The organism is Streptomyces incarnatus (assembly GCF_001027185.1).
Lineage (GTDB): Bacteria > Actinomycetota > Actinomycetes > Streptomycetales > Streptomycetaceae > Streptomyces > Streptomyces puniciscabiei.
The window spans coordinates 7,412,042-7,432,587 of sequence record NZ_CP011497.1; the positions used below are offsets into that span (position 1 = coordinate 7,412,042).

18 protein-coding genes and 1 pseudogene are annotated in these 20,546 nt (G+C 75.3%); 8 read left to right on the top strand and 11 right to left on the bottom strand.

The features are described 5' to 3' along the window. Nucleotides 1-110 precede the first annotated feature (110 nt). A pseudogene (locus ABB07_RS33640) lies at nucleotides 111-488 on the bottom strand (DUF4132 domain-containing protein); the annotation flags it as partial. Between the two features lie 209 nt (nucleotides 489-697). Then, nucleotides 698-1,099, bottom strand: a complete 402-nt coding sequence (locus ABB07_RS33645) for a DUF5997 family protein (RefSeq protein WP_208902245.1) — start codon at nucleotides 1,097-1,099, stop codon at nucleotides 698-700. 58 nt (nucleotides 1,100-1,157) lie between these two features. Here ABB07_RS33645 and ABB07_RS33650 point away from each other — a divergent pair, with 58 nt between their 5' ends. Then, the gene (locus tag ABB07_RS33650) at nucleotides 1,158-1,919 is read left to right on the top strand and encodes a LysR family substrate-binding domain-containing protein (protein ID WP_208902246.1); all 762 of its coding nucleotides are present in this window, start codon (nucleotides 1,158-1,160) and stop codon (nucleotides 1,917-1,919) included. Nucleotides 1,920-2,492: 573 nt separating this feature from the next. On the opposite strand, the gene ABB07_RS33655 is transcribed toward ABB07_RS33650, so the two are convergent. The 3 genes from ABB07_RS33655 to ABB07_RS33665 form a co-directional block, all read right to left on the bottom strand. After that, nucleotides 2,493-3,956: an MFS transporter gene (locus ABB07_RS33655; RefSeq protein ID WP_208902247.1), complete on the bottom strand. Its 1,464-nt coding sequence runs from the start codon at nucleotides 3,954-3,956 to the stop codon at nucleotides 2,493-2,495. A gap of 275 nt (nucleotides 3,957-4,231) precedes the next feature. Continuing rightward, entirely contained in the window at nucleotides 4,232-4,927 is a 696-nt protein-coding gene (locus ABB07_RS33660; protein ID WP_208902248.1) for an HAD family hydrolase, read from the bottom strand. Between the two features lie 20 nt (nucleotides 4,928-4,947). Continuing rightward, nucleotides 4,948-5,424 (bottom strand): Lrp/AsnC family transcriptional regulator, encoded by a 477-nt coding sequence (locus tag ABB07_RS33665; RefSeq protein WP_055707893.1) that lies wholly within the window; start codon nucleotides 5,422-5,424, stop codon nucleotides 4,948-4,950. Between the two features lie 241 nt (nucleotides 5,425-5,665). On the opposite strand from ABB07_RS33665, the gene ABB07_RS33670 reads away from it, so the two are divergent. Continuing rightward, nucleotides 5,666-7,156, top strand: a complete 1,491-nt coding sequence (locus ABB07_RS33670) for an FUSC family protein (RefSeq protein ID WP_208902249.1) — start codon at nucleotides 5,666-5,668, stop codon at nucleotides 7,154-7,156. 737 nt (nucleotides 7,157-7,893) lie between these two features. Further along, nucleotides 7,894-8,931, top strand: a complete 1,038-nt coding sequence (locus ABB07_RS33675) for a lactonase family protein (protein WP_208902250.1) — start codon at nucleotides 7,894-7,896, stop codon at nucleotides 8,929-8,931. Nucleotides 8,932-9,030: 99 nt separating this feature from the next. Here ABB07_RS33675 and ABB07_RS33680 read toward each other — a convergent pair whose 3' ends face one another. The 4 genes from ABB07_RS33680 to ABB07_RS33695 all read right to left on the bottom strand — a co-directional run bounded on the left by ABB07_RS33680 (nucleotide 9,031) and on the right by ABB07_RS33695 (nucleotide 12,961). Next, nucleotides 9,031-9,957 (bottom strand): sirohydrochlorin chelatase, encoded by a 927-nt coding sequence (locus ABB07_RS33680; protein ID WP_208902251.1) that lies wholly within the window; start codon nucleotides 9,955-9,957, stop codon nucleotides 9,031-9,033. A gap of 176 nt (nucleotides 9,958-10,133) precedes the next feature. Then, complete coding sequence (locus ABB07_RS33685; RefSeq protein WP_208902252.1) at nucleotides 10,134-11,108, bottom strand: N-acetylglucosamine kinase; 975 nt, start codon at nucleotides 11,106-11,108, stop codon at nucleotides 10,134-10,136. Further along, nucleotides 11,105-11,782, bottom strand: a complete 678-nt coding sequence (locus ABB07_RS33690) for a uracil-DNA glycosylase (RefSeq protein WP_208902253.1) — start codon at nucleotides 11,780-11,782, stop codon at nucleotides 11,105-11,107. The genes ABB07_RS33685 and ABB07_RS33690 overlap by 4 nt, the downstream gene beginning before the upstream one ends. A 90-nt stretch (nucleotides 11,783-11,872) precedes the next feature. Beyond that, complete coding sequence (locus ABB07_RS33695) at nucleotides 11,873-12,961, bottom strand: WD40/YVTN/BNR-like repeat-containing protein (RefSeq protein ID WP_208902254.1); 1,089 nt, start codon at nucleotides 12,959-12,961, stop codon at nucleotides 11,873-11,875. A gap of 288 nt (nucleotides 12,962-13,249) precedes the next feature. Here ABB07_RS33695 and ABB07_RS33700 point away from each other — a divergent pair, with 288 nt between their 5' ends. After that, nucleotides 13,250-13,840, top strand: coding sequence for an Rv1733c family protein (locus tag ABB07_RS33700; protein WP_208902255.1), 591 nt, complete (start codon nucleotides 13,250-13,252; stop codon nucleotides 13,838-13,840). Further along, the gene (locus ABB07_RS33705) at nucleotides 13,822-14,148 is read left to right on the top strand and encodes a hypothetical protein (RefSeq protein WP_208902256.1); all 327 of its coding nucleotides are present in this window, start codon (nucleotides 13,822-13,824) and stop codon (nucleotides 14,146-14,148) included. Before ABB07_RS33700 ends, ABB07_RS33705 begins: the two co-directional genes overlap by 19 nt. A 5-nt stretch (nucleotides 14,149-14,153) precedes the next feature. On the opposite strand, the gene ABB07_RS33710 is transcribed toward ABB07_RS33705, so the two are convergent. Further along, nucleotides 14,154-16,136: a HEAT repeat domain-containing protein gene (locus ABB07_RS33710; RefSeq protein ID WP_208902257.1), complete on the bottom strand. Its 1,983-nt coding sequence runs from the start codon at nucleotides 16,134-16,136 to the stop codon at nucleotides 14,154-14,156. 167 nt (nucleotides 16,137-16,303) lie between these two features. Continuing rightward, nucleotides 16,304-17,983 carry an acyl-CoA dehydrogenase family protein gene (locus ABB07_RS33715; protein WP_208902258.1) on the bottom strand — a complete coding sequence of 560 codons (1,680 nt, stop codon included), beginning with the start codon at nucleotides 17,981-17,983 and terminating at the stop codon, nucleotides 16,304-16,306. Between the two features lie 71 nt (nucleotides 17,984-18,054). Here ABB07_RS33715 and ABB07_RS33720 point away from each other — a divergent pair, with 71 nt between their 5' ends. The 3 genes from ABB07_RS33720 (at nucleotide 18,055) to ABB07_RS42095 (ending at nucleotide 20,471) form a co-directional block, all read left to right on the top strand. After that, nucleotides 18,055-18,813, top strand: coding sequence for a PaaX family transcriptional regulator C-terminal domain-containing protein (locus ABB07_RS33720; protein WP_208902259.1), 759 nt, complete (start codon nucleotides 18,055-18,057; stop codon nucleotides 18,811-18,813). Further along, nucleotides 18,810-19,220: a DUF6221 family protein gene (locus ABB07_RS33725; protein ID WP_208902260.1), complete on the top strand. Its 411-nt coding sequence runs from the start codon at nucleotides 18,810-18,812 to the stop codon at nucleotides 19,218-19,220. The genes ABB07_RS33720 and ABB07_RS33725 overlap by 4 nt, the downstream gene beginning before the upstream one ends. A gap of 336 nt (nucleotides 19,221-19,556) precedes the next feature. Further along, complete coding sequence (locus ABB07_RS42095) at nucleotides 19,557-20,471, top strand: hypothetical protein (RefSeq protein WP_425264780.1); 915 nt, start codon at nucleotides 19,557-19,559, stop codon at nucleotides 20,469-20,471. Nucleotides 20,472-20,546: the final 75 nt, after the last annotated feature.

Genomic DNA, 20,546 nt, shown 5'->3' on the forward strand with positions numbered 1-20,546 from the left:
TGTCGCACACTGCAACCCGCGGCACCGGCCCGTGCGGATCTCCGTGCGGCGGGCCGCCGGTACGGGGGAACGGCGGCCCGTCCGGTGCCGTACCCCTTCGCGCCCGCACTCCGGCCGGGGTCGCCGTCGAGGTCGACCAGGCCCAGGCCGCGCTCGGGATCCGCGTCCCGCAGGAAGCCGGCGACCTGCCCGTCGGCACCGGTGACCACGAGGTCGCGCAGCTTCGCCCGCCAGGCCGGGTCGGGCCACACGCGCGTGACGACGGCGAGCGGCACCGGCAGCGAGCGGACCATCCACCGCTCGGCCGTGTCCAGGCACTGCCGTTCGTGCCGCTCCAGCCACTCGACGAGCTGCCTGAGGCCCACCACCGCCGGATCGTCGCCGATCTTCGCCGGCACCGACTTCAGCCGCCGACCGGACGCGTTGCGGCACACCACCTTTCCGCCGTCGAGGGCGACTTCGTAGTCACCTGCCGACACCCACCCCATACGTGCCTCCCGCACCCGCGTTGATCAAGTGACGGGAACTGTAGGGCAGGCCACTGACAACGCCCTCCGGCCGTCCGGAGGGCGTTGTGGAAAAACGGTTCTGGCAAGGCCGTACGGAGATCGCCGTACGGAAAAGCCGTTCAGGACAGGTCGTCCGGACGAGCCGTTCGGAATAGGCCGTTCCGGAAGACCGGAACGGCGGAGCAGGATCAGCCGCGCCCGGCGGCGCGCTCCTGCTCCTCCCTCTTCCGCTGCTTGATCCGCGCGCCCTCCTTGCGGACCTCGGCCTGGGTGGCGCGCTCCTTCTCCAGCCACTCGGGCCGCTCCCGCTTGAGCGCTTCGATCTGCTCGGTGGTCAGCGGCTCGGTGACCCCGCCGCGCGCGAGGCCGGCGATGGACACGCCGAGCTTCGCGGCGACCACCGGGCGCGGGTGGGGGCCGTTGTGCCGCAGCTCGCTCAGCCACTCCGGCGGGTTCGCCTGCAGCTCGTTCAGCTCGGCGCGCGTGACGACGCCCCCCTGGAACGAGGCGGGGGTGGCGGGGAGGTACACACCCAGCTTCTTCGCCGCGGTCGCGGGCTTCATCGTCTGGGCGCTCTGCTGCGAACTCATGAGGCCAAGGGTATCGGCCGCGTGCCGGGCCACCGACCACGCCCGGTAACCTGGCCTGGTGACAGGCTCGGAGGAATCACCGTCGTTCCGGCTCGCGTACGTACCCGGAGTGACGCCCGCCAAATGGGTGAGGATCTGGAACGAGCGCCTGCCGGACGTCCCGCTCACCCTCGTCCAGGTCCCGGCCGCCCAGGCGCCTGAGGTACTGCGGGCGGGCGAGGCCGACGCCGGCCTCGTCCGGCTCCCGGTGGACCGCACGTTCTTCAGCGCGATCCCCCTCTACACCGAGACCACGGTGGTCGTGGTTCCCAAGGACCACCTGATCACGGCCGCGGACGAGGTCACGCTGGCCGATCTCGCCGACGAGGTGCTCTTCCACCCCCTGGACGACGTCTTCGACTGGGACGGCCCGCCCGGCGAACCCGCCTTCGAGCGCCCCGCGACGACCGAGGACGCGATCGAGCTGGTGGCCGCGAACGTCGGCCTCCTCGTCGTCCCGCAGTCCCTGGCCCGCCTCCACCACCGCAAGGACCTCACCTACCGCCCGGTCACCGATGCCCCCCAGTCCGGCGTCGCCCTGTCCTGGCCGGAGGAGGCCACGACCGACCTGGTGGAGGACTTCATCGGCATCGTCCGCGGCCGCACCGTCAACAGCACGCGCGGCCGCGCCAAGCCTCCGGCGGAGCAGCAGCGGAAGCGCACCGAAGCGAGCGGCACCCGGCAGAAACCGGCGCCGAAGCCGACGGGCCGCAACCCGCGGGCCCGCACGGCGGGAAGCAAGCCGGCCCCCAAGCGGGGCAAGCCACGCCGGAGGTCGTGAGCGGCGGGCCGCCGGCTTCGATCACGCCGCTTCCGGACGCCGCCGGCGCCTTGTGGCGAGCGCCGGGCGCGTGGGACGGCGGACGTCGGTGCCGGTGCCGGTACTGGTGCGCGTACCGGTGCATTCGGTTATCGGCGGTGCTGGTGGGGTTCCGCGAGGCAGGGCTCGGGTTGCGGACCGGATGGTGCAGGCATCTCGGCGTACGGCGACTCGCGCAGAGGCCATGCGCCCCCTGCCCCGCCCACCTCCGGTGCCGTACACCCGATGCCGCACGGCCGCAGCCGCGACGTGCCCGATCCCGTCGCGCGACCGAGTTCGACCGCCCTGCCACACGGAGTGTCACAATACGACCCGACGCCGGGGCCGGCACCGCTCTCCAGGCCCCCGCCCACTCGTGCCGTGCCGCCACGGCTCTCCGGGCCCCGCCCAACCCCGCCCCCTCGTGCCGTGCCCGCCACCGCTCTCCGGCCCCCGCCCGCCACGCCGTGCCGCCAGGCCTCTTCGCGCCCCCGTCGGCCCCGTGCCCGCGCCGTGCCGTAACGGCCCCTCCATCCCCCGTCCGGCCGTCGGCCCCTACACCTTCTCCCGCGCCGTCTGCCTGGGCTGCTCCGGCTGTGGATGGGCGAGGCGTTCGCGCAGGTCGGCGAAGGCCAGGCAGAGGGCCAGCAGGATGATGCCGACCGAGGTGAGCAGGCCGTACTGGAGCGCGGTCGCGGGGGTGCCATGGGTGGCCAGATGGGCGAAGTACACCGAGCCCACCACGGCGACACCGGCCGCCGAGCCGATGCGCTGCGCGGTCTGCAGTACGCCGCCCGCCGCCCCGCCCCTCCCTACGGGCACGAGGGACAGGGTGAGCGTGGTGTTGGGGGAGATGGTCAGGCCGGAGCCGATGCCGGCGAGGAGCAGCGGGACAGCGGCCGCCCAGGCCACGCCCCGTCCCGGTACCCAGTGCACGGCCGCGACGACCCCGAGCATCCCTGCCGCCACCGTGCACAGCCCGGCGATGACCAGCCTGCGCCCGAAGCGCACCACCAGTCGGCCGCCCGCAGCGGCACCGGCCGCCGAGCCCGCCGCGAACGGCATGGACGACAGGCCCGCCGCCAGCGCGCCGTAGCCCATGCCGTTCTGCAGGAACAGCGTGTAGACGAAGAACAGCGTGGTGAAGCCGCCGAAGTACACCAGACTCAGCAGCACCCCCAGCGAGAAGGAGCGCAGCGAGAAGAGCCGCAGGTCGACCAGCGGTGCCCGGCCGCGCCGTCCCTGGCGCCGCTCCCACGCCCAGAACGCGGCGAGCAGCCCGGCGCCCACCGGGAGCAGGGCCCACTTCAGCCGTCCGTGCCACTGCTGTTCCTGTACCAGGGGCAGCAGCAGGGCGAGCACACCCGAGCCCAGGAACACGACGCCCGGCACGTCGAAGCACTCGCGCCGTCCCGGTGCACCGGGGGAGCGGGGCAGCAGCCGCAGCGCCGCGCAGAAGGCAGCCGCCCCGAGGGGCAGGTTGACGTAGAACACCCAGCGCCAGGCGTCGGGGCCACCGACCGCCTGGATCAGCAGTCCGCCCGCGAGGGGGCCGACCGCCGTGGAGATGCCGATGGTGCTGCCCATCATGCCGAACGCGCGGGCCCGCTCCGCGCCCTGGAACATCTGCTGGATCAGCGCCGAGGTCTGCGGCGCGATCAGGCCCGCCGAGGCTCCCTGGACCAGCCGGAACAGCACCAGCCAGGCCGCGCCGGTGGACAGCCCGCAGGCCGCCGAGGCGAGCGTGAACAGCGCGAGCCCGGTCAGGAAGGTCTGGCGCCGCCCGCGCATGTCGCCGAGCCGCCCCGCCGGGACCAGGGCGAGGCCGAGGGTGAGGGCGTAGCCGGACATCACCCACGACAGCTGGGCCGTGCTGGCGCCCAGCCCGTGCTCCACCGAGGGGAGCGCCACGTTCACGATCGAGGTGTCCAGCAAGGTCATGAAGGCCGCGGTCAGGCAGACGGCGAGCGCTTGCCACCGTCGGTCGTGCGGGGCCGGCCCGGCCCGGTCTGTGGTCATGGGATCACGCTAGGCAGCCACCGCCGTACCCGCACGGCAGGAACCTCCACGGCAGGACCGCCCGCTCCACCCTCGCCGCCAGGAACGCACCGACCTGCGCGGGCGGCGCCTCCTTGCTCCGGACGGGTGTCTCGGCGCCACACTCGGCGGGACCGTGCTGTGGTCGGGCGGCATGCTCGGTGGGACCGTGCTGTGGTCCGGCCCCATGCTCGGTGGGACCGCGCTGTGGTCCGGCCCCATGCTCGGCGGGACAGCGCCGTGGCCCGGCGCCGCGCTCAGCCGGTCTGCGCCGTGGCCCGGAGCCAGGCGTAGGCCGACTGGGCGGTGAACTCCGTCTGACCGCCCCGCAGCAGCAGGCTCGCCGTGGCGAACTCGGGCAGGTCGGCCTGGGCGGCCACGTACGGGACGGCGATGCAGCGCATGCCGGCCGCGTGGGCGGCGGCCGCGCCCGGTGCCGCGTCCTCGAGGACCACGCAGTCGCCGGGATCCGCGCCGAGCCGCCGGGCCGCCTCCAGCAGCACATCGGGGGCGGGCTTGCCGTGCGGCACCTCCTCGGCGGACACCACCGTACGGAGGTACGCGCCCAGGCCCGTGCCCGTCAGGATCGCCTCGATCGCCTCCGGGGAGGATCCCGACGCGACGGCCATCGGTACGCCCTCGGCGGCCAGGAGCTCCACGAGCTTGCGCATCTCCGGGTACACCGGGGTGCGGGTGCGGGCGAGCTCCAGATAGCGCTGGTTGAGCTCGGCGAGCAGTTCCCCGGCGGGCGCACTCAGGCCGTACCGCTCCTTCCAGAGCCGCGTCGCGTCCTGGTTGCCGATGCCGACGTAGGCCTCGTTGTCCGCCCAGGTGAAGTCCGGGACGCCATGCCCGGCCAGGGTCTGCCGGCTTGCCTCGTAGTAGTTCGGCTCGCTGTCCACCAGCGTTCCGTCGAGATCGAAGATGACCGAGAGGCCGCCGAGATCGCTCATGCGCTCCAGCATGCCAAGCGTCAGGCGCGCGCCGCCCGCCCGATGGACTCCACCAGGGGCAGCAGCCGGTGCGGAACGCGCTCGCGCAGCGCCACCTCCGTACGCGTGCGCACGACGCCCGGCAGGCTGATCAGCTTCTGGATGACGTCCTCCAGATGGGCGTTGTCCCGGCCCACCACCCGGGCGAGCAGATCGCCACCGCCCGTGATCGAGAACGCCTCCACGATCTCCGGTACGGCGGCCAGCGCGTCCCCCACGTCGTCCAGGTGGCCCTGGGTGACCTCGATGTGCACGAACGCCAGCACCGGATGGCCCAGGGCGGCGGGGGAGAGCGAGGGACCGGTGCCCGTGATCACGCCGTCCCGCTCGAGCCGGTCGAGCCGGGCCTGGAGCGTGCCGCGGGCGACGCCGAGGATGCGGGCGTACTCGCGCACGCTGGTGCGCGGCTGTTCCAGGAGCAGTCGCAGGATGCGGGTGTCGAGTTCGTCCACGGCCATGATGGACGACTGTACCAATGGCTCAGCGGGCGCATCCCGGCCTGTGCCGTCCGACCTGGTCCGTTGGCTCCTTGCTCGGCGCGGACACAGACATGAGGATGGGCCAATGGCACAGCGATTCTGGACACACTTGAGCCAGTGACGTCGGTGATGCTCTCATGGAGTCGTCGATGGCGCTGCGGACCTCCGCGGCGCCTTTTCTGTGCCGGTGATCCATCCGGATTCCATGGGGAGGGCAGCAGTGCTGAAGAGGATGTTCGTGGCTCCGGACCCGGGGCGGGCGCGGTTGCGCTTCGCCGCGCGGGCCGTCCTCGGCATCGGCCTCGCGGTCGTCGTCTGCTTCCTCGCCGGGCACTCCCTCGTCGGCGCGGTCACCGGTGGCCTCGCCGCGCTCCTCGCCCTGTTCACCGTCGCCGACCCGACCGTGCGCGGGCAGGCGGTCACCACCGCGCTGCTGCCCGCCGTGGGCGTGCCGGTGCTCGCCGCCGCGGCCGAGCTGCACGCCGTGCCCGTCGCGCGGGACCTCGTCTTCCTGGCCGTCGTCGGCGCCGGGGTGTACGCGCGCCGCTGGGGCCCGCGCGGGCACAGCCTGGGCGTGTTCGCCTTCATGACCTTCTTCGTGGCCCAGTTCCTGCACGCCACCCCGGCGCAGCTGCCCGAGCTGTACGCCGCCGTCCTGCTGTCCGTGCTCAGTGCGGCCGTGGTGCGCTTCGGGGTGTGGTGCTACGAGCGCCGGCTGCCCCCGGCCGCCGTACCGGCCCCGCCCGCCGGGCGCGGTCTGGCCCGGGTGACCACGCGGCAGGCCGTGCAGGCGACCGCGGGCGCGGGATTCGCGCTGGTCGTCGGCCAGCTCGTGTCCGGACAGCGCTGGTACTGGGCCGTCGGCGCCACCTGGTGGATCTTCGTCAACACGGCCTCGCGCGGGGAGACCCTGGTACGCGGCTTCCGCCGGGTCCTCGGCACGGTGATCGGCATCGGCCTGGGCTTCCTCGTCGCCGTCCCGGTGGGCGGCGCGCCGGTCCCGACGGCCGTCCTGGTCGCCGTCGCCGTCTTCGGCATCTTCTACACGGCCGCGGTCTCCTACACCTGGATGATGTTCTGCGTCACCCTGCTCGCCGAACTGCTCTACGGCCTCCTCGGCGTCCTGAGCCCCGGCCTGCTCGCCCTACGTCTGGCCGAGACCGGCGTGGGCGCGCTCGGCGCCGCGCTCGCCGTGCTGTTCGTCCTGCCCGTCACCACCCACACCATCACGGACGCGTGGATCCAGCGCGCCCTGCGCTGCGTCCACGCCTGCACGGCCGAGGCCGCGGCCCGGCTCGCGGGATCCCCGACGGCGGACCCGGCGCCCCGCGTCGCCGAACTGGAGCAGCTGCTCGGCCGGGTACGGCTGTCGGTGGCCCCGCTGGTGCACCCGCTGAACCCGATGCCGGCCCGCAAGCGGCGCGCCCGCCGGGTCCTGGCGCTCCTCGACGACTGCGCCCGTGAGGTGCGGGGCCTGGTGGCGGTCGCCGCCGATCCCGAGGCCTCGCACGACGCCCGCCTGGCCGCGGCCTGCTGGCGCGTGGAGTCGGCCGTCGAGGCGCTCACCGCGGGCCGGCCGGAGCCCGTTCGCAGTCCCGCCGAGCCGCCCGCCGAGCCCGCCCTCGCCCACCTGCACGGCCTGGAACGCGCCCTCGCCGACCTGGCCGAGCCCCTGCGCGCCCGGACGGGGTCGCGGCTGGTGGGCGCCTGAGCGGGTAACGGTCGGGGGCGGCCGACCGACGGGGGCTGAGCAGAGCGCTGGCGGCATGTGGCCGGTGGGGGGAAGGACACCGCTGGCATGCGGCTGGTGGGGAGAAGGACACCGCTGGCGCTTGAGCAAAGCACCGCTGGGGTGCGGCCGACGGGGGCTGAGCCTGGGTCGTCGTGGTTACGGCTGACGGGGGCTGAGTCTGGACGCCGTGGGTACAGCTGGCGGGCTGAGCCAGCGCGCGGGTGCGGCTGGTGTGCCGAGGGTGGGATCGCCGATCGGGCTGGCGGGGTGTGGGCGCGCGACGTCGTCGCTCGTGCGGTTGGTGGCCGGAGGGTCGGAGCTCGCCGACGGGGCTGGTGAAGCTTGAGCGTGCCGCGCCGCGCTTGCGGCTCTCAAGGGCTCGGCCCGGGAGGCCGAGGGTGCGCGGGGCGGGCCTGAGTCGGGAGTGCCGCAAGCTGGGGCGGGTTGGGGAGCCGGGCCGGACCGCTTCGTGGTCTGGCTGTCGGGCCACCCGCAGACCCTCGCGCAGCCATAGGCTCGCAGGGCGACGACACCTCCCTGCGGAGCAGGGACACATCCCCCGCGGCGACCGCAGGTCCCGTGCAGCCGACGGGCCGCGGGCGATGACGCGACCCCGCCAGGAAAAGAACCGCCGACAACCCCCGCTCCTTGGTCTAGACCGGGCGTGATCGGCTGCTACCGTCGGCCCGGACGGGCTCGACCGAGAGGGGACAGCGGTGGCACAGGACGGCAGGCCCGGCAGGCGCCGGGCCTTCATCGGCTCGTTCACGGCGGCGGGCGGCCCCGGACTCGTGACCGCCGAGGTCGCGCCGGACAGCGGCGCCCTCCTCCTCGGCACCGCGCTGTACGACGTACCCGACCCGTCCTACCTGGTCCTGTCGCCGGACGGGGAGACGCTCTACGCGGTCAGCGAGACGGCCGAGGGCGCCGTCGCCGCCTACCGCGTCGCAGGCGGCCGGCCGGAACTCGCCGGGCCACCCGTCCGGGTCGACGGCAGCGGACCGACCCACCTCGGCCTGTACGGCGGGCACGTGCTGACCGCCAACTACGGCTGCGGCAGCGTCACCGCCGTCCCCGTGCGTCCGGACGGCTCGCTCGCCGCCAAGCCCTCCGGGCGCCTCCAGCACACCGGCTCCGGCCCGCACGACCGCCGCCAGCGCGGTCCGCACGCCCACCAGGTGCAGCCCGACCCGAGCGGCAGGTGGGCCGTCAGCGTCGACCTCGGCACGGACTCGGTGCGGATCTGCACCCTGGAGGACGGCGTCCCCGCCGTGCACCGCGAGTTCGCCCTGCGCCCCGGCTCCGGCCCCCGCCATCTGGCCTTCCATCCGGACGGCGCGCACGCCTACGTCGTCAACGAACTCACCCCCACGGTGACCGTGTGCCGCTGGGACGCCGAGGCCGGCTCCCTCAGACCGCTGGCCGAGGTCCCGCTGCTGCCCGGCGCCCCGGCCGGCGACGCCTATCCGTCCGGGATCGTGGTCTCGCCCGACGGCCGTTTCGTGTGGACCGCGACCCGCGGCGAGGACGTCCTGTCGATCCTCGCCGTCGAGGGCGAGGTGCTCCGGCTGATCGGTACGGTGCCCTGCGGCGGGCACTGGCCGCGCGCGCTCGCCGAGCACGGCGGCTTCCTCTACGCGGCCAACGAGCGCTCCGGCGACGTGACATGGTTCGCCCTGGACGAGGCGACGGGGCTGCCCCGCTACGAGGGCTCCGTGGCGGTCACCGCGGCCTCCTGCGTCGTCTTCGGCTGAGGAGCGCCTGCCTGGCAGGGCGCCCGGCAAGGCGCAGGGCCCGCTCCCGGGAGGGGAGCGGGCCCTGTGTCGTACGGGTGCCGCGGAGGCGGGCGTGGGTCAGCGGACCGGCGTGCCCTGCGGCTGCGGCGGGGCGATGCCCAGCGCCGTCGTGTACTTGGCGAGGGCGAGCTTGCCGATCGCCGGGTACGCGCCGAGCGCCTCGGCCGTGGCGCAGCCGGCCTCCTCGGCGGCCGCCGCCAGCAGCGCCGGGTCGATCTCCGGTCCCACCAGATACGGCGCCAGGGCCAGCTGCTGCGAGCCCGAGGAACGCAGCTGCTCGGCGACGGAGGAGATCGAGCCCTCCTGGTCCAGGGCCGCCGCCATCACCGGCACGGCGAGGCGCGCGGCGAGCAGCATGCCGGTGATCCCGGCCGCCTGTACGGCCTCCTCGCCGCCCACGGACGCCAGAATGATGCCGTCGGCGGCGGTGGCCACGGTGAACAGGCGCGCGCGGTCGGCACGGGCCAGCCCCGCCTCGGACAGCCGCACGTGCAGCGCCTCGGCGAGCAGCGGGTGCGGGCCGAGCACGTCGGTCAGATCGGCGGCGACCCGGCTGTCCATCACGGACTGGCGGATCTGCCGCAGCAGCGCGCTGTCCGGGCCGGCCAGCAGCGGGACGACGACGGCGACCGGGCCGTCGGGCTCCTTGACCCCTTCGACCCCGGCGGCGACGGCCTGCTCGTAACGGGCCGTGCGCTCCTCGGCCGCGCGCACCAGCACGGTCCGCAGCGTGGGGAACTCGGCGTCGTCCCCGTCCAGGAATCCGATCCGGGCGTCCAGGCCGGGCAGCTCGGAGCGGGCGATGCTCACGACCTCCTCGGCCAGGGCGCGCGTGGCGGCGCTGGGCGCACCGGGCACCGCGAGGGCGAGCGCGGGCGCGCCCTCGGGGGCAACCAGCGGTTCCGGCCGGCGGTGCCGTCCGGGCTGGCGGGGTCGCGGCATTCGTACGGGCAGGCCGGACGCGGGCCCAGTGGGGGTGCTCATGGCGCCGCATGTTACTGGCTTTCGGGGTTACTCCGTTCGGGGAGGGTGCAGGTGAGCGGTATCCGTCCGGTTTTGTCTGATGAGTTACGCGACGGCGACACGTGTTCCGGGCACGTGCCGGGAACGTTAGCCGATAAAGGGGTTATAAGGCGGAACAATCGGATTTTGCGGTGACCTCAATCGCCTTGCGCGGAGACCACGTGGAGCATGGTCGATTCACCCGGCAGGGTGAGCCGGCCGGCCGCCAGATCGCTCGCGAGCCGTACCGAGCCGTGCAGGGGGTCGCCCTCGGCGGGCACCTGCCGGGCGTGCGGCAGCCTGCGCGCCAACTCCTCCCGCAGAGGGGCGAGCAGGGGCTCGCCGAGCCGGAACAGGCCGCCCGTGAGCGCCATTCGGGGTTCCCCGTCCGCCGGGCACACGGCCGCGACGGACTCGGCCATGTGCCGGGCCGCGGCGCGCAGGATGCCCGCGGCGATCGGGTCGTGCGCGGCGCAAGCGGCCACCTGAGGGGCGAAGGAGGCCAGTACGGCGGGCCGGTCGGTGCGCGGGTAGAGCAGCCCCGGCAGTCCGTGCGCCGGGCCGAACTGCTCCTCGGTGCGGGACAGCAGCGGTGCGGAGCCGCCGTCGCGGCCGTCGTGGGCGCGCAGCGCCGCCTCCAGCCCCGCCCGCCCGATCCAGGCGCCGCTGCCGCAGTCGCCGAGCAGATGGCCCCACCCGTCGGCCCGGCGCCAGGCCGTGAGGTCGGTGCCCACCGCGATCAGGCCGGTCCCGGCGGCGAGCACCGCGCCCGGACGCGGCCCGAGGGCGCCGACGTAGGCGGTGACGGCGTCGGCGGCGAGCGCCACCCGCCGTACCCCCAGCTCCCGGGCCAGGGCGCCCGGCAGTTCGGCGCGCAGGGCGTCGCCCAGGGTGGCGAACCCGGCGGCGCCGACGACGGCCGTCTGCAGTGGGCCGATTCCGGCCTCGGCGGCGGACTCCCGGGCCAGCGGGGTGAGTTGGGCCATCAGATGGCCGGGATCGATGCCCCGCGCACCGGTGCGGACCGGCTCCCGCGACTCCCGCCGCGCGGCGGGCGCCCGGCCGGGCACGCCGACGGCGACCCGGAGACCGGAGCCGCCGGAGTCCACCGCCAGATAACCGGCGACGGTCACGGCAGTCGCCAGTCCACCGGCTGTCCGCCCTGCTGGATCAGCAGGTCGTTGGCCCGGCTGAACGGACGCGAGCCGAAGAACCCGCGGTCGGCCGACATCGGCGAGGGATGCGCGGACTCCACGGCCGGCAGCCGGCCCAGCAGCGGACGCAGATTGCGCGCGTCCCGGCCCCACAGGATGGACACCAGCGGCTTGCCGCGCGCCGCGAGGGCCCGGATCGCCTGCTCCGTGACCTCCTCCCAGCCCTTGCCGCGGTGGGCGCCCGGGCTGCGCGGAGCCGTGGTCAGCGCCCTGTTGAGCAGCAGCACGCCCTGCTGGGTCCACGGAGTGAGATCGCCGCTGGACGGCTGGGGCAGACCCAGGTCGGTGTTCAGCTCGCGGAAGATGTTGATCAGGCTGGGCGGCAGCGGGCGTACCTCGGGCGCGACCGAGAACGACAGGCCCACCGCGTGCCCCGGGGTCGGATACGGGTCCTGACCGACGATCAGGACCCTCACGTCGTCGAACGGCTGCTGGAAGGCCCGCAGGACGTTGGGTCCGGCCGGGAGGTAGGTGCGTCCCGCGGCGATCTCCGCACGCAGGAAGTCGCCCATCCCGGCGATCCGTTCCGCGACGGGTTCGAGGGCCTTCGCCCAGCCCGGTTCGACGATCTCATGCAAGGGTCGTGGTGCCACGGGCGTCACCCTACTGCCGTACCCGGCCCGGTGATCAACCGATGGCCGGCGCCCCGCGGCGACGCCCTCGCGCGGCCCGCTCCGCCCCGGTCAGCCGATCACCGCCGCCCGCACGCACAGCACGTCCGGCAGATGGGACGCCAGCTGCCGCCAGCTGTCGCCGTCGTCGGCCGAGGCGAAGACCTCGCCGTTGCGGTTGCCGAAGTACACCCCCGCCGGATCGGCGTCGTCGGTGCACAGGGCGTCCCGCAGGACCGTGCCGTAGTGATCCTCCTGCGGCAGACCCTTGGACAGCGGCTCCCAGGACCGGCCCGCGTCCGTGGTGCGGAAGACCCGGCAGCGGTGCTCCGCGGGCACCCGGTCCGCGTCCGCGTTGATCGGGAAGACGTACGCCGTCTCGGCGCGGCGAGGATGGGCGGCCACCGCGAAGCCGAACGTGGACGGCAGGTCCGCGCCGATGTCGGTCCAGTGCGCGCCCGCGTCGTCGCTTCTGTACACCCCCCAGTGGTTCTGCAGATACAACCGGTCGGGGTCGCCCGCGTCCTTGGCGATCTTGTGCACGCACTGACCGAACTCCGGGTTCGGATCCGGCAGGAACACCGCCGACACGCCGGAGTTGGACGGCGCCCAGCTCGCCCCGCCGTCGGTGGAGCGGAACACCCCGGCCGTCGAGACGGCCACGGTGACCGCCTGCGGATCGCGGGCGTCGGTGATCACGGTGTGCAGACCTTCACCGCCGCCGCCCGGTACCCACTGCGAGCGCGTCGGATGCTCCCACAGCGGCCGGACCAGCTCGAAGCTCTCGCCGTGGTCCTCCGAGCGGTACAGCGCCGCCGGTTCCGTGCCCGCGTACACCACGCCGGGCTCGGCGGCGGCCGGGTGCAGCTGCCAGACACGCTCCAGGGAGGCGCCGGTGTCCTTGGGGAACTTGACGGCCGGCTGGGGCGGTTCGGTCCAGGTGCGGCCGAGGTCGTCGGAGTGGAAGACGGACGGGCCCCAGTGCGCGCTGTCGCCGCCCGCCAGCAGCCGCGGCCGGTCCTGACGGGTGTCGATCGCGACCGAGTACACCGCCTGCGCGTTGAAATACGGACTGTCGTCGAACTCCCAGGCGCCGCCGCCCCTGCGCCGCCCGATGAACAGGCCTTTGCGGGTGCCCACCGCCAGCAGTACCTCGGTCATGCCGATCACCTCCGGGACGCCTTTGTCCAGGTAGTCGCGAGACACGTAGTCGTCGGTTATCGGCCAGTCTGCACCCCGCCACTGACAGTCGACCCTGATGCGCACGTTCCCGCAGGTCACGGCGGTGTCGTCGGCCTGTGACGGAGATCGCCCCGGGCTCCTTGCGGCATGCGCCTGCGCGGGTGGCGCGTGGCGTGCGACCGTCGGGGAGACGGCTCGTCGTGAGCAGCGGAGCGATCTCCCGCGTATGGGAGGGCGTTCCGGCCGGTCGGTGCGCTCGTGAGGAGGATGCCTTTGAAGGCGTTCCGTGGTCCGAAGGTGTGGCTGTGGCGCTGGCGGCGCAACCCGCTCAAACGCCGGGCCGATGTGGTGGAGGCCTGGGTGGTGCTCGGCGCCTGGCTGCTGACCGTCCTGGCGGGGGTCGCGGCCGGCCTCGTGGCGGCCGGGACGGTGGAGCGCGGACTCGCGAGAGAGCGGGCGGCCTGGCGTCCCGTCGTGGCCCACGTGGTGGCACGAGCCCCCGGTACCTCCCCCGCGCACCGTCACGCGACCGCCGGTGAACGCGTCTGGGCCAAGGTCGGCTGGACCGTCGCAGACGGTTCCACCCGCACCGGTCAGGTCCGGGTGGAGCCCGGCAGCAGGGCCGGCACGCCGGTCACCGTGTGGACCGACCCGCAGGGCCGGCTCGTCAGCCGCCCCGCCTCCGCCTCCGAGGCCGCCTTCCGCGGCAACCTGATCGGCTGCCTGGTGGGCGTGAGCGCCGCGGCCGTCCCCCTCGTCGGCGGCCTCGCCCTGCGCGGCCGCCTGGAACGCCGCCGCATGCGCGCCTGGGACACGGAGTGGGCACGGCTCGGACCGCAGTGGGGCCGGATGGTCTGACCACGGCCGACGGCCTCGCCCCCCGGCCTGGCAGGGACCCGGCGCCGCCTGCGGGGCCGTCCCTCAACCTGGGCTTCGACCCGGTGGAGAAGGCCGCCTATGTGTGGGCGCGGGACACCGACGAGGTCCTCGTGGGCCGGGCCCGGCGGTCGGACTTCCAGGACGCGGTGTCCCGGACCGTCTGCCCCAGGCTCATGCCCGAGTACCGGCGCAACCCTGCCTGGAACCACACCCGCTGGAGCGTCGCCGTCCACGAGGGCGACAGCCGCGTCCCCGAGTTCATCGGCTCGGGCGAGTGCCTGCCGTGACACCCCTACACCGTCGCCAGCACCTCCCGGCACGCGCTCAGCAGCGCCTCGTCCTCCGCGATGTGCCACACAGCGCCGCCGCCTGCCTGGGCCAAGTGGCGGCGCGGGGCGGCCAGTTCCGTCGCCGCCAGGTGCCGTAGCGGCGCGGCCGCCGGACCCATCGCGGTCAGGCAGCGCGCGATCGCCCGGCGGGTGCGCGGGTCCTGGGCCCAGGCCTCCCGGAACACCGGCAGGACCGGCTCCGGATCCGCGGCGATGTGCCACACCGCGCACGCCGCCGGTACCCGCTCCCGCGCGTGCCGCGACCGGGCCATGCGGTGCAGCGCGGGCAGCGCGGCGCGCGCGGCCGGACCCAGCCGGCCGAGCTGATCGGCGGCCACGCCCCGGCTCGCCGGCTCACCCTCGGTCAACTCCCGCAGCAGCACAGGGAGTACGACGGAGGCGTCCCGCTGTGCCGACCAGAGCGCACCGGCCGCCACGGCGGCGTGCCGGGTGCCGAGGAGCGCGCGGAGGGCCGGCACCGCCCGCGCGGTGGCGCCCAGTGCCTCCAGCGTGGCGATGACCCGGCCCGCGACCTCGTCGCCCCGCGCCCCGGACGCGCCGGGGGCGCCCGGCAGGAGCCGCAGCACCTCCGGAACGGCGTCCTCGTCCCCGATCGCGCCGACCGCCGCCAGCAGCGGGGCGGCGAGCCGGGCGGTGTCGGGAGAGGCCGGCGGGATCCGGCCCAGCCGGTGCCGCAGCGCGGGGGCGAGCGGGGCCGCGGCGGCGCCCAGGTGGGCGACCTCGAACCCCAGGTCCACCGGTGCGGCCGGTCCGGCCAGCAGGTGCGCCAGGGCCGGGACCGCCCGCGGATCGCCGCTCCTGGCCAGCGCCTTGAGCGGACCGCCCAGCGTGCAGGAGCCGCGCTCCACGCGGTGCGTCCACAGGTCGGGCCGGGCACACACCAGGGCGTACAGGTCGTCCGCGGCGGGCGCGGCCAGCGCGAACAGCTCCGCCAGCACGCCGACCGCCGCGTCCGGCAGCCAGTCCTGCTCCGCGCCCAGTTGGGCGCCGAGCAACCGGACCGTGCCGCCGTGGTCGCCGCGCCAGCCGCGCAGCAGCGCCGCCGCCATCCACACGCCATGGCACCGGTCCACCGGGTCCGGGCCGGTCAACTGCCCGCCGAGGAGCGCGGTCCGGTCGCCCACGCGGTCGCCCAGCGCGGTGTGCAGGGTGCGCAGCAGCCGGGCGCCCTCCTCGTCGGACGGGCGCAGCCGCCATATGCGCCCGACCAGGGAGTCGGCGGCGCGCGGCGCGCAGACCCGGGCGCGGTGGGCGGAGCGCTCCCGCAGCAGCCGGACCGCCGTCGGCACCAGGTCGGCCGGCAGCCGGGCGGGCGCGACCAGCGCGAGCTGGCCGAGTGCGGCGAGCCGCAGCCCCGGGGCGTACGGCGGCGCGCTCAGTTCGGCCAGGAGGTCCACCGCGGCGTCGGCGTGCGCGGGGTGCCGGCGCACGAACAGGGCGAGCGCCTCCGGGAGGGCGAGCAGGACCCGCTCGTCCCGCTCGGCCCGCAGCCGCTGCCGTAACAGGTCCAGGACCCGGGCCGGCGCGGGCAGGAAGTGCACGAGGGCGGGGGCGGTCGCCCGGCGCACCGCGGGATCCGGGTCCCCGACGAGACGGACGAACACCTCGGCGCCCGCGCACACGGCCTCCCGTGCGCGCGCGTCCCCGTCCGTGCCCTCCGCGCCGATGCCGACCAGCAGTTCCACGATGCCGCCCCGGTCCGGCACCTCCTCGCGGGCCACGAGCGAGAGCAGGAACGGGACGCAGGCCAGCGTCGAGTCGTACACACATCCCTGGTGCAGCGCGCTGTACATCCCGTCGAGCGCGGTCGCCCGCTCGGCGGTGTCCGCGGACGCCAGCGCCCGTAACCAGCCCGGCACGTCCTCCGCGCTGCCGTGCGCGTGCCGCAGCGAGGCCCAGTCGACCTCGTCGATCCCCGTGAACACGTTGTCCTCCCCAGACGAGTGCCACCTGATCGCGAGTGTGCACCACGGCACTGACAACGGTCCGGAGTTGCGCGTTGACTGTGTGCGATCCGTCGGCTGTCACCGGCCAGCGTGCGAACGGTCCGAGGCCGCCCGCCGGGGAGGGGCACCGGCGCCCCGGCGACGAGTCAGTTCAGGCCGGGCAGGGCCCGCTCGAGGATCGTGCCGAGGTCGGTCCCGGAGCGCAGCGTGCCGAAGGAGTGCCCCCAGTCGCCGCCCAGCCGGCTCGCGCAGAAGGCGTCCGCGACCGGGTGCGGGGCGTGCCGCACCAGCAGCGAGGCCTGGAGGGCGAGCGCCATCCGCTCGACCAGCCGGCGGGCGCCCATCTGGTCGGTTTCGGCCAACTGGTCCTTGATCGCGGCCACCGCCGTGTCCAGGCGGGCGTCCGCCCCGCGCGCGAGGGCGAGTTCGGCGAACAGGGCCTCGGCGGTGTCCGGTTCGCGGCCGAGGGCGCGCAGCACGTCGAGCGCGTTGACGTTGCCCGAGCCCTCCCAGATCGACAGCAGCGGAGCCTCCCGGTAGTGGCGCGGCATGCCGGAGTCCTCGACATAGCCGTTGCCGCCCAGGCACTCCAGCGCCTCGGCGGTGAACGCCGGACCCCGCTTGGTGACCCAGTACTTGCCGACGGCGGTGGCGATCCGCCGGAACGCCCGCTCCCCGGCGTCCCCGCGCACCGCGCGGTCGGCCGCGCCGGCCAGCCGCAGCGTGAGCGTCGTCGCCGCCTCCGACTCCAGCGCCAGGTCGGCCAGGACGTTGCGCATCAGCGGCTGCTCGATCAGCCGGGCCCCGAACGCGCTGCGGTACCGGGCGTGATGCCCCGCCTCGACGAGCGTCTTGCGCATCAGGGTCGCCGAGGACATCACGCAGTCCAGCCGGGTGCAGTTGACCATCTCGATGATGGTCTTCACCCCCCGCCCCTCCGGCCCGACCAGCCAGGCCACCGTGCCGTCGAACTCCGGCTCCGAGGACGCGTTGGAGCGGTTGCCCAGCTTGTCCTTCAGCCGCTGGATGCGGAAGGTGTTGCGGCTGCCGTCCGGCAGCACACGCGGCACCAGGAAACACGACAGCCCGCCCGGAGCCTGCGCGAGCACCAGGAAGACGTCGCACATCGGCGCCGACGTGAACCACTTGTGCCCGCGCAGCGTGTACACGCCGGGCTCCGCGGTGGGCGTGGCCGTGGTGGTGTTCGTCCGGACGTCCGACCCGCCCTGCTTCTCGGTCATGCCCATCCCCGCGAGCAGACCCGGCTTCTCGGTCGGCACGCGCAGCTCGGGGTCGTACTCCCGGCTGGTGAGCAGGGGTTCGTAGACCTTGGCCAGATCCGGCTGGGCGCGCAGCGCGGGCACGGCGGCGTACGTCATCGACGTCGGGCAGCCGTGCCCCGCCTCCGTGTGCCCCCACACCAGCCCGCCCGCGCTGCGGGCCACATGGGCGCCGGGCCGCTCGTCCGCCCACGGGGCGCCGGCCAGGCCCTCGGCGACCGCCGTCCGCATCAGGCGGTGCCAGCTGGGATGGAACTCCACCGCGTCGACCCGGTGGCCGTAACGGTCGTGGGTGCGCAGCACCGGCTCGTGCCGGTTGGCCAGCTCACCCCACTCCTGCGCCTCGGCGCTGCCGGAGCGGGCCCCCAGGCGCCGGATGCCGTCCTCGGCCCAGCCGGCGCCCTCCCGGCGCAGCCCCTCCAGCAGGGCCGCGTCGTCGGAGGCGTCGTACGGGGCCAACGGCGGGGCCTGGTTGGTGACCTCGTGCGTGGCGTACTGCGGCTGGGGCTGCGGATGCGCAGGGGACTGCGCGGGAATCGAGACCATAGGAGCATGTTGCACTCTCGCTGCGGGCGCAGCAATACTGCAACAAGGAGGGGTGCGTACAGTACGTGTCCATGCCCATGAACCTCTCGCCCGAGCCGGAGGAGGCAGGCCTGCGGCCGCTGTCCGCGCGGTCGGTCGTGCTGAGCCTGCTGCTCGGCGCGCACCCGGCGGAGCTGCCGGTGAAGGACCTGGTCCGGCTGGTGGAACCCTTCGGCGTCGGCGGCTCCACGCTGCGGGCCGCGCTCAGCCGGATGGTGACCGCGGGGGACCTGCGCCGCACCGACGCCGTCTACCGGCTCAGCGACCGGCTGCTGGCGCGCCAGCGGCGCCAGGACGAGGCGCTGCGGCCGGGCACGCGCGCGTGGGACGGCGACTGGGAGATGGTGGTCATCACGGCGACCGGCCGCGGCCCCGCCGAACGCGCCGAGCTGCGCAGCCGGTTGGCCGCCCTGCGCCTGGCGGAACTCCGCGAGGGCGTGTGGCTGCGCCCGGCCAACCTCGACCGTGCCCTGCCCCGCCTGCTGGGCTCCGTCGCCCGGACGTACACCGCGCGACCCGACGAGCCCGCGCCCGACCTGGTCGCCCGCCTCTGGCCGCTGGACGCCTGGGCGGGCACCGCGCGGACCCTGCTCGCCCGCACCGCGACCGCCCGGACCCCGGCGGACCGCCTCACCGCCTACGCCGCCGCCGTACGCCATCTGCTCACCGACCCCGTCCTGCCCCCCGGACTCCTGCCCGCCGACTGGCCCGGGGACGCCCTGCGCGCGGCCTACGCCGGCTATCAGCGCGAGCTGACCGCGTCGGTCGGGCGGAGGGAGCGCGCCGCATGACGGCCGTGGCCCTCGCACGGTTTCTGCGCGCCCGGTTCCAGGAGGAGGAACAGGTGGCCCGGGACGCGGTCGCCGGTGCGCCCGGGGCGGTCTGGGGCGTCATGGCCGACGAGATCGAGCAGGTGCTCACCTCCGAGGACGGCGGGACCACGCACACGCCCATGGTGCAGTTCGGCGCGGAGGATCCCGTGAAGCTGCTCGCCCATGTCGCCCGGCACGATCCGGCGCGGGTGCTGCGCGAACTCGAGGCGAAACGGGCGCTGTTGGCGGAGCACCGCACACGGGACGACGGCACGTGCGCCACCTGCCGCGAAGCCGGGTGTCCCCGTTCGCCGTGCACCACGCTGCGCCTGCTCGCCGTGCTGTACGCCGGCCATCCCGGATACGACGACTCCTGGCACCCGTAGGCCGCCGGTCGCCGGCCCCGGCCGTGGGCGCGCCCCTGGTGACACCGTCGGGGAGCGTTGCCGGTCGCCTGGCCGGTTCCGGCAGCGGGGACGTCGTCCGGGCGCTCACCTGCGGTCGCCGCCCACCGGGCCGGGGCTGTTCCGCGGCGGCAGCTGAGACGCCCGGGGGCGGGACTTCCGGGGTGTCCGCGGCGGGGCGCTCGCGCGGTGCGGGTGGCGCGGGCGCGGTGCCGGGCGTTCCCTGGAAGATGGGCATCCCCGGGCGGGAACGGGGATGACCAGCCCGTTGGCGGGCACTCGGTGGGGCACGCGAGAGGATCTCACCCGAGGAGAGTCATGGCTGAGCAGAAGTCGTCGTCGGCCCTCACGGCGCCCCTGCGCGGCGCGGCCTCGGTCCTGCGCAGGGTGCCCGGCGCCGGGATGGTGAGCAGGGCAGCGGAGGGAACCCTGGACAAGGTGGGCGCGGTCTCGCCCCGCGGGCGGCGCATCGCGGTGTACGCGGGGGCCGGAGTGCTCGGTGCCGCGGGCGTGGTGGAGTGGCCCGTGGCCCTCACCGGCGCTGCGGTGGCCTGGCTGACCCAGCCCCGGCCCGCGCATCCGGCGCACGGCGGGAGCGCGGGGGAGCAGACCGTCGAACCCGCCCATGACCTCGCCACCGCGGCCCTCAGGTCCGGCCACGGCAGCGGGCCCCCGGCCGCCGGCCGGGGTGGCGCGGTGTCGGCGGGAGCGCGGGGCACGGGCGGTCGCGGCACGGGCGTGGCGGAGGCCGCCGAGCCCCCCGGCGAAGCCTGGGACGCCGGTGCCGCCGAGGCCGGGGTCGAGGCGGCGGGCGCCGCCGAAGCCTCCGTGGAGAGCCGGACCCCCGGGGGCACCGGAACACGCGGAAGCGGTGGGGCGGCGGGCAGCGCGCCGGCGTCCCGGGCCGGCCGGGGAGGCGGCAGTACCGGGACCCCTGGCAGCGCGACAGCGTCCGGGGCCGACAGGCAAGGCGGCAGTACCGGGGCTCCCGGCGGCGCGACGGCGCCCCCGGCCGGCCGGGCAACCGGCGGCACCGGGACGGCCGGCGACGCCGCCGCATCCCGGACCGGCCACGCGTCCGGCGGGGCCAGGGCGACCGGCAGCGCCGGAACGGCCGGGAGCCACAGGACCGCCGCCGGAGCCCGGGCCACCCGCGGTGCCGAGAGCGCGGTGGGCAAGCCGTCCAACGGGCGGCTCGGTCCCACGGCGCGGCCCGACCGCACCACGCTCTGAGGAGGGCCATCGTGGTCCGACTGCTGACGGTGCCCTCGGCGGCCGTACGCCTGTTGCCCGCCGCACCGCGGCTGC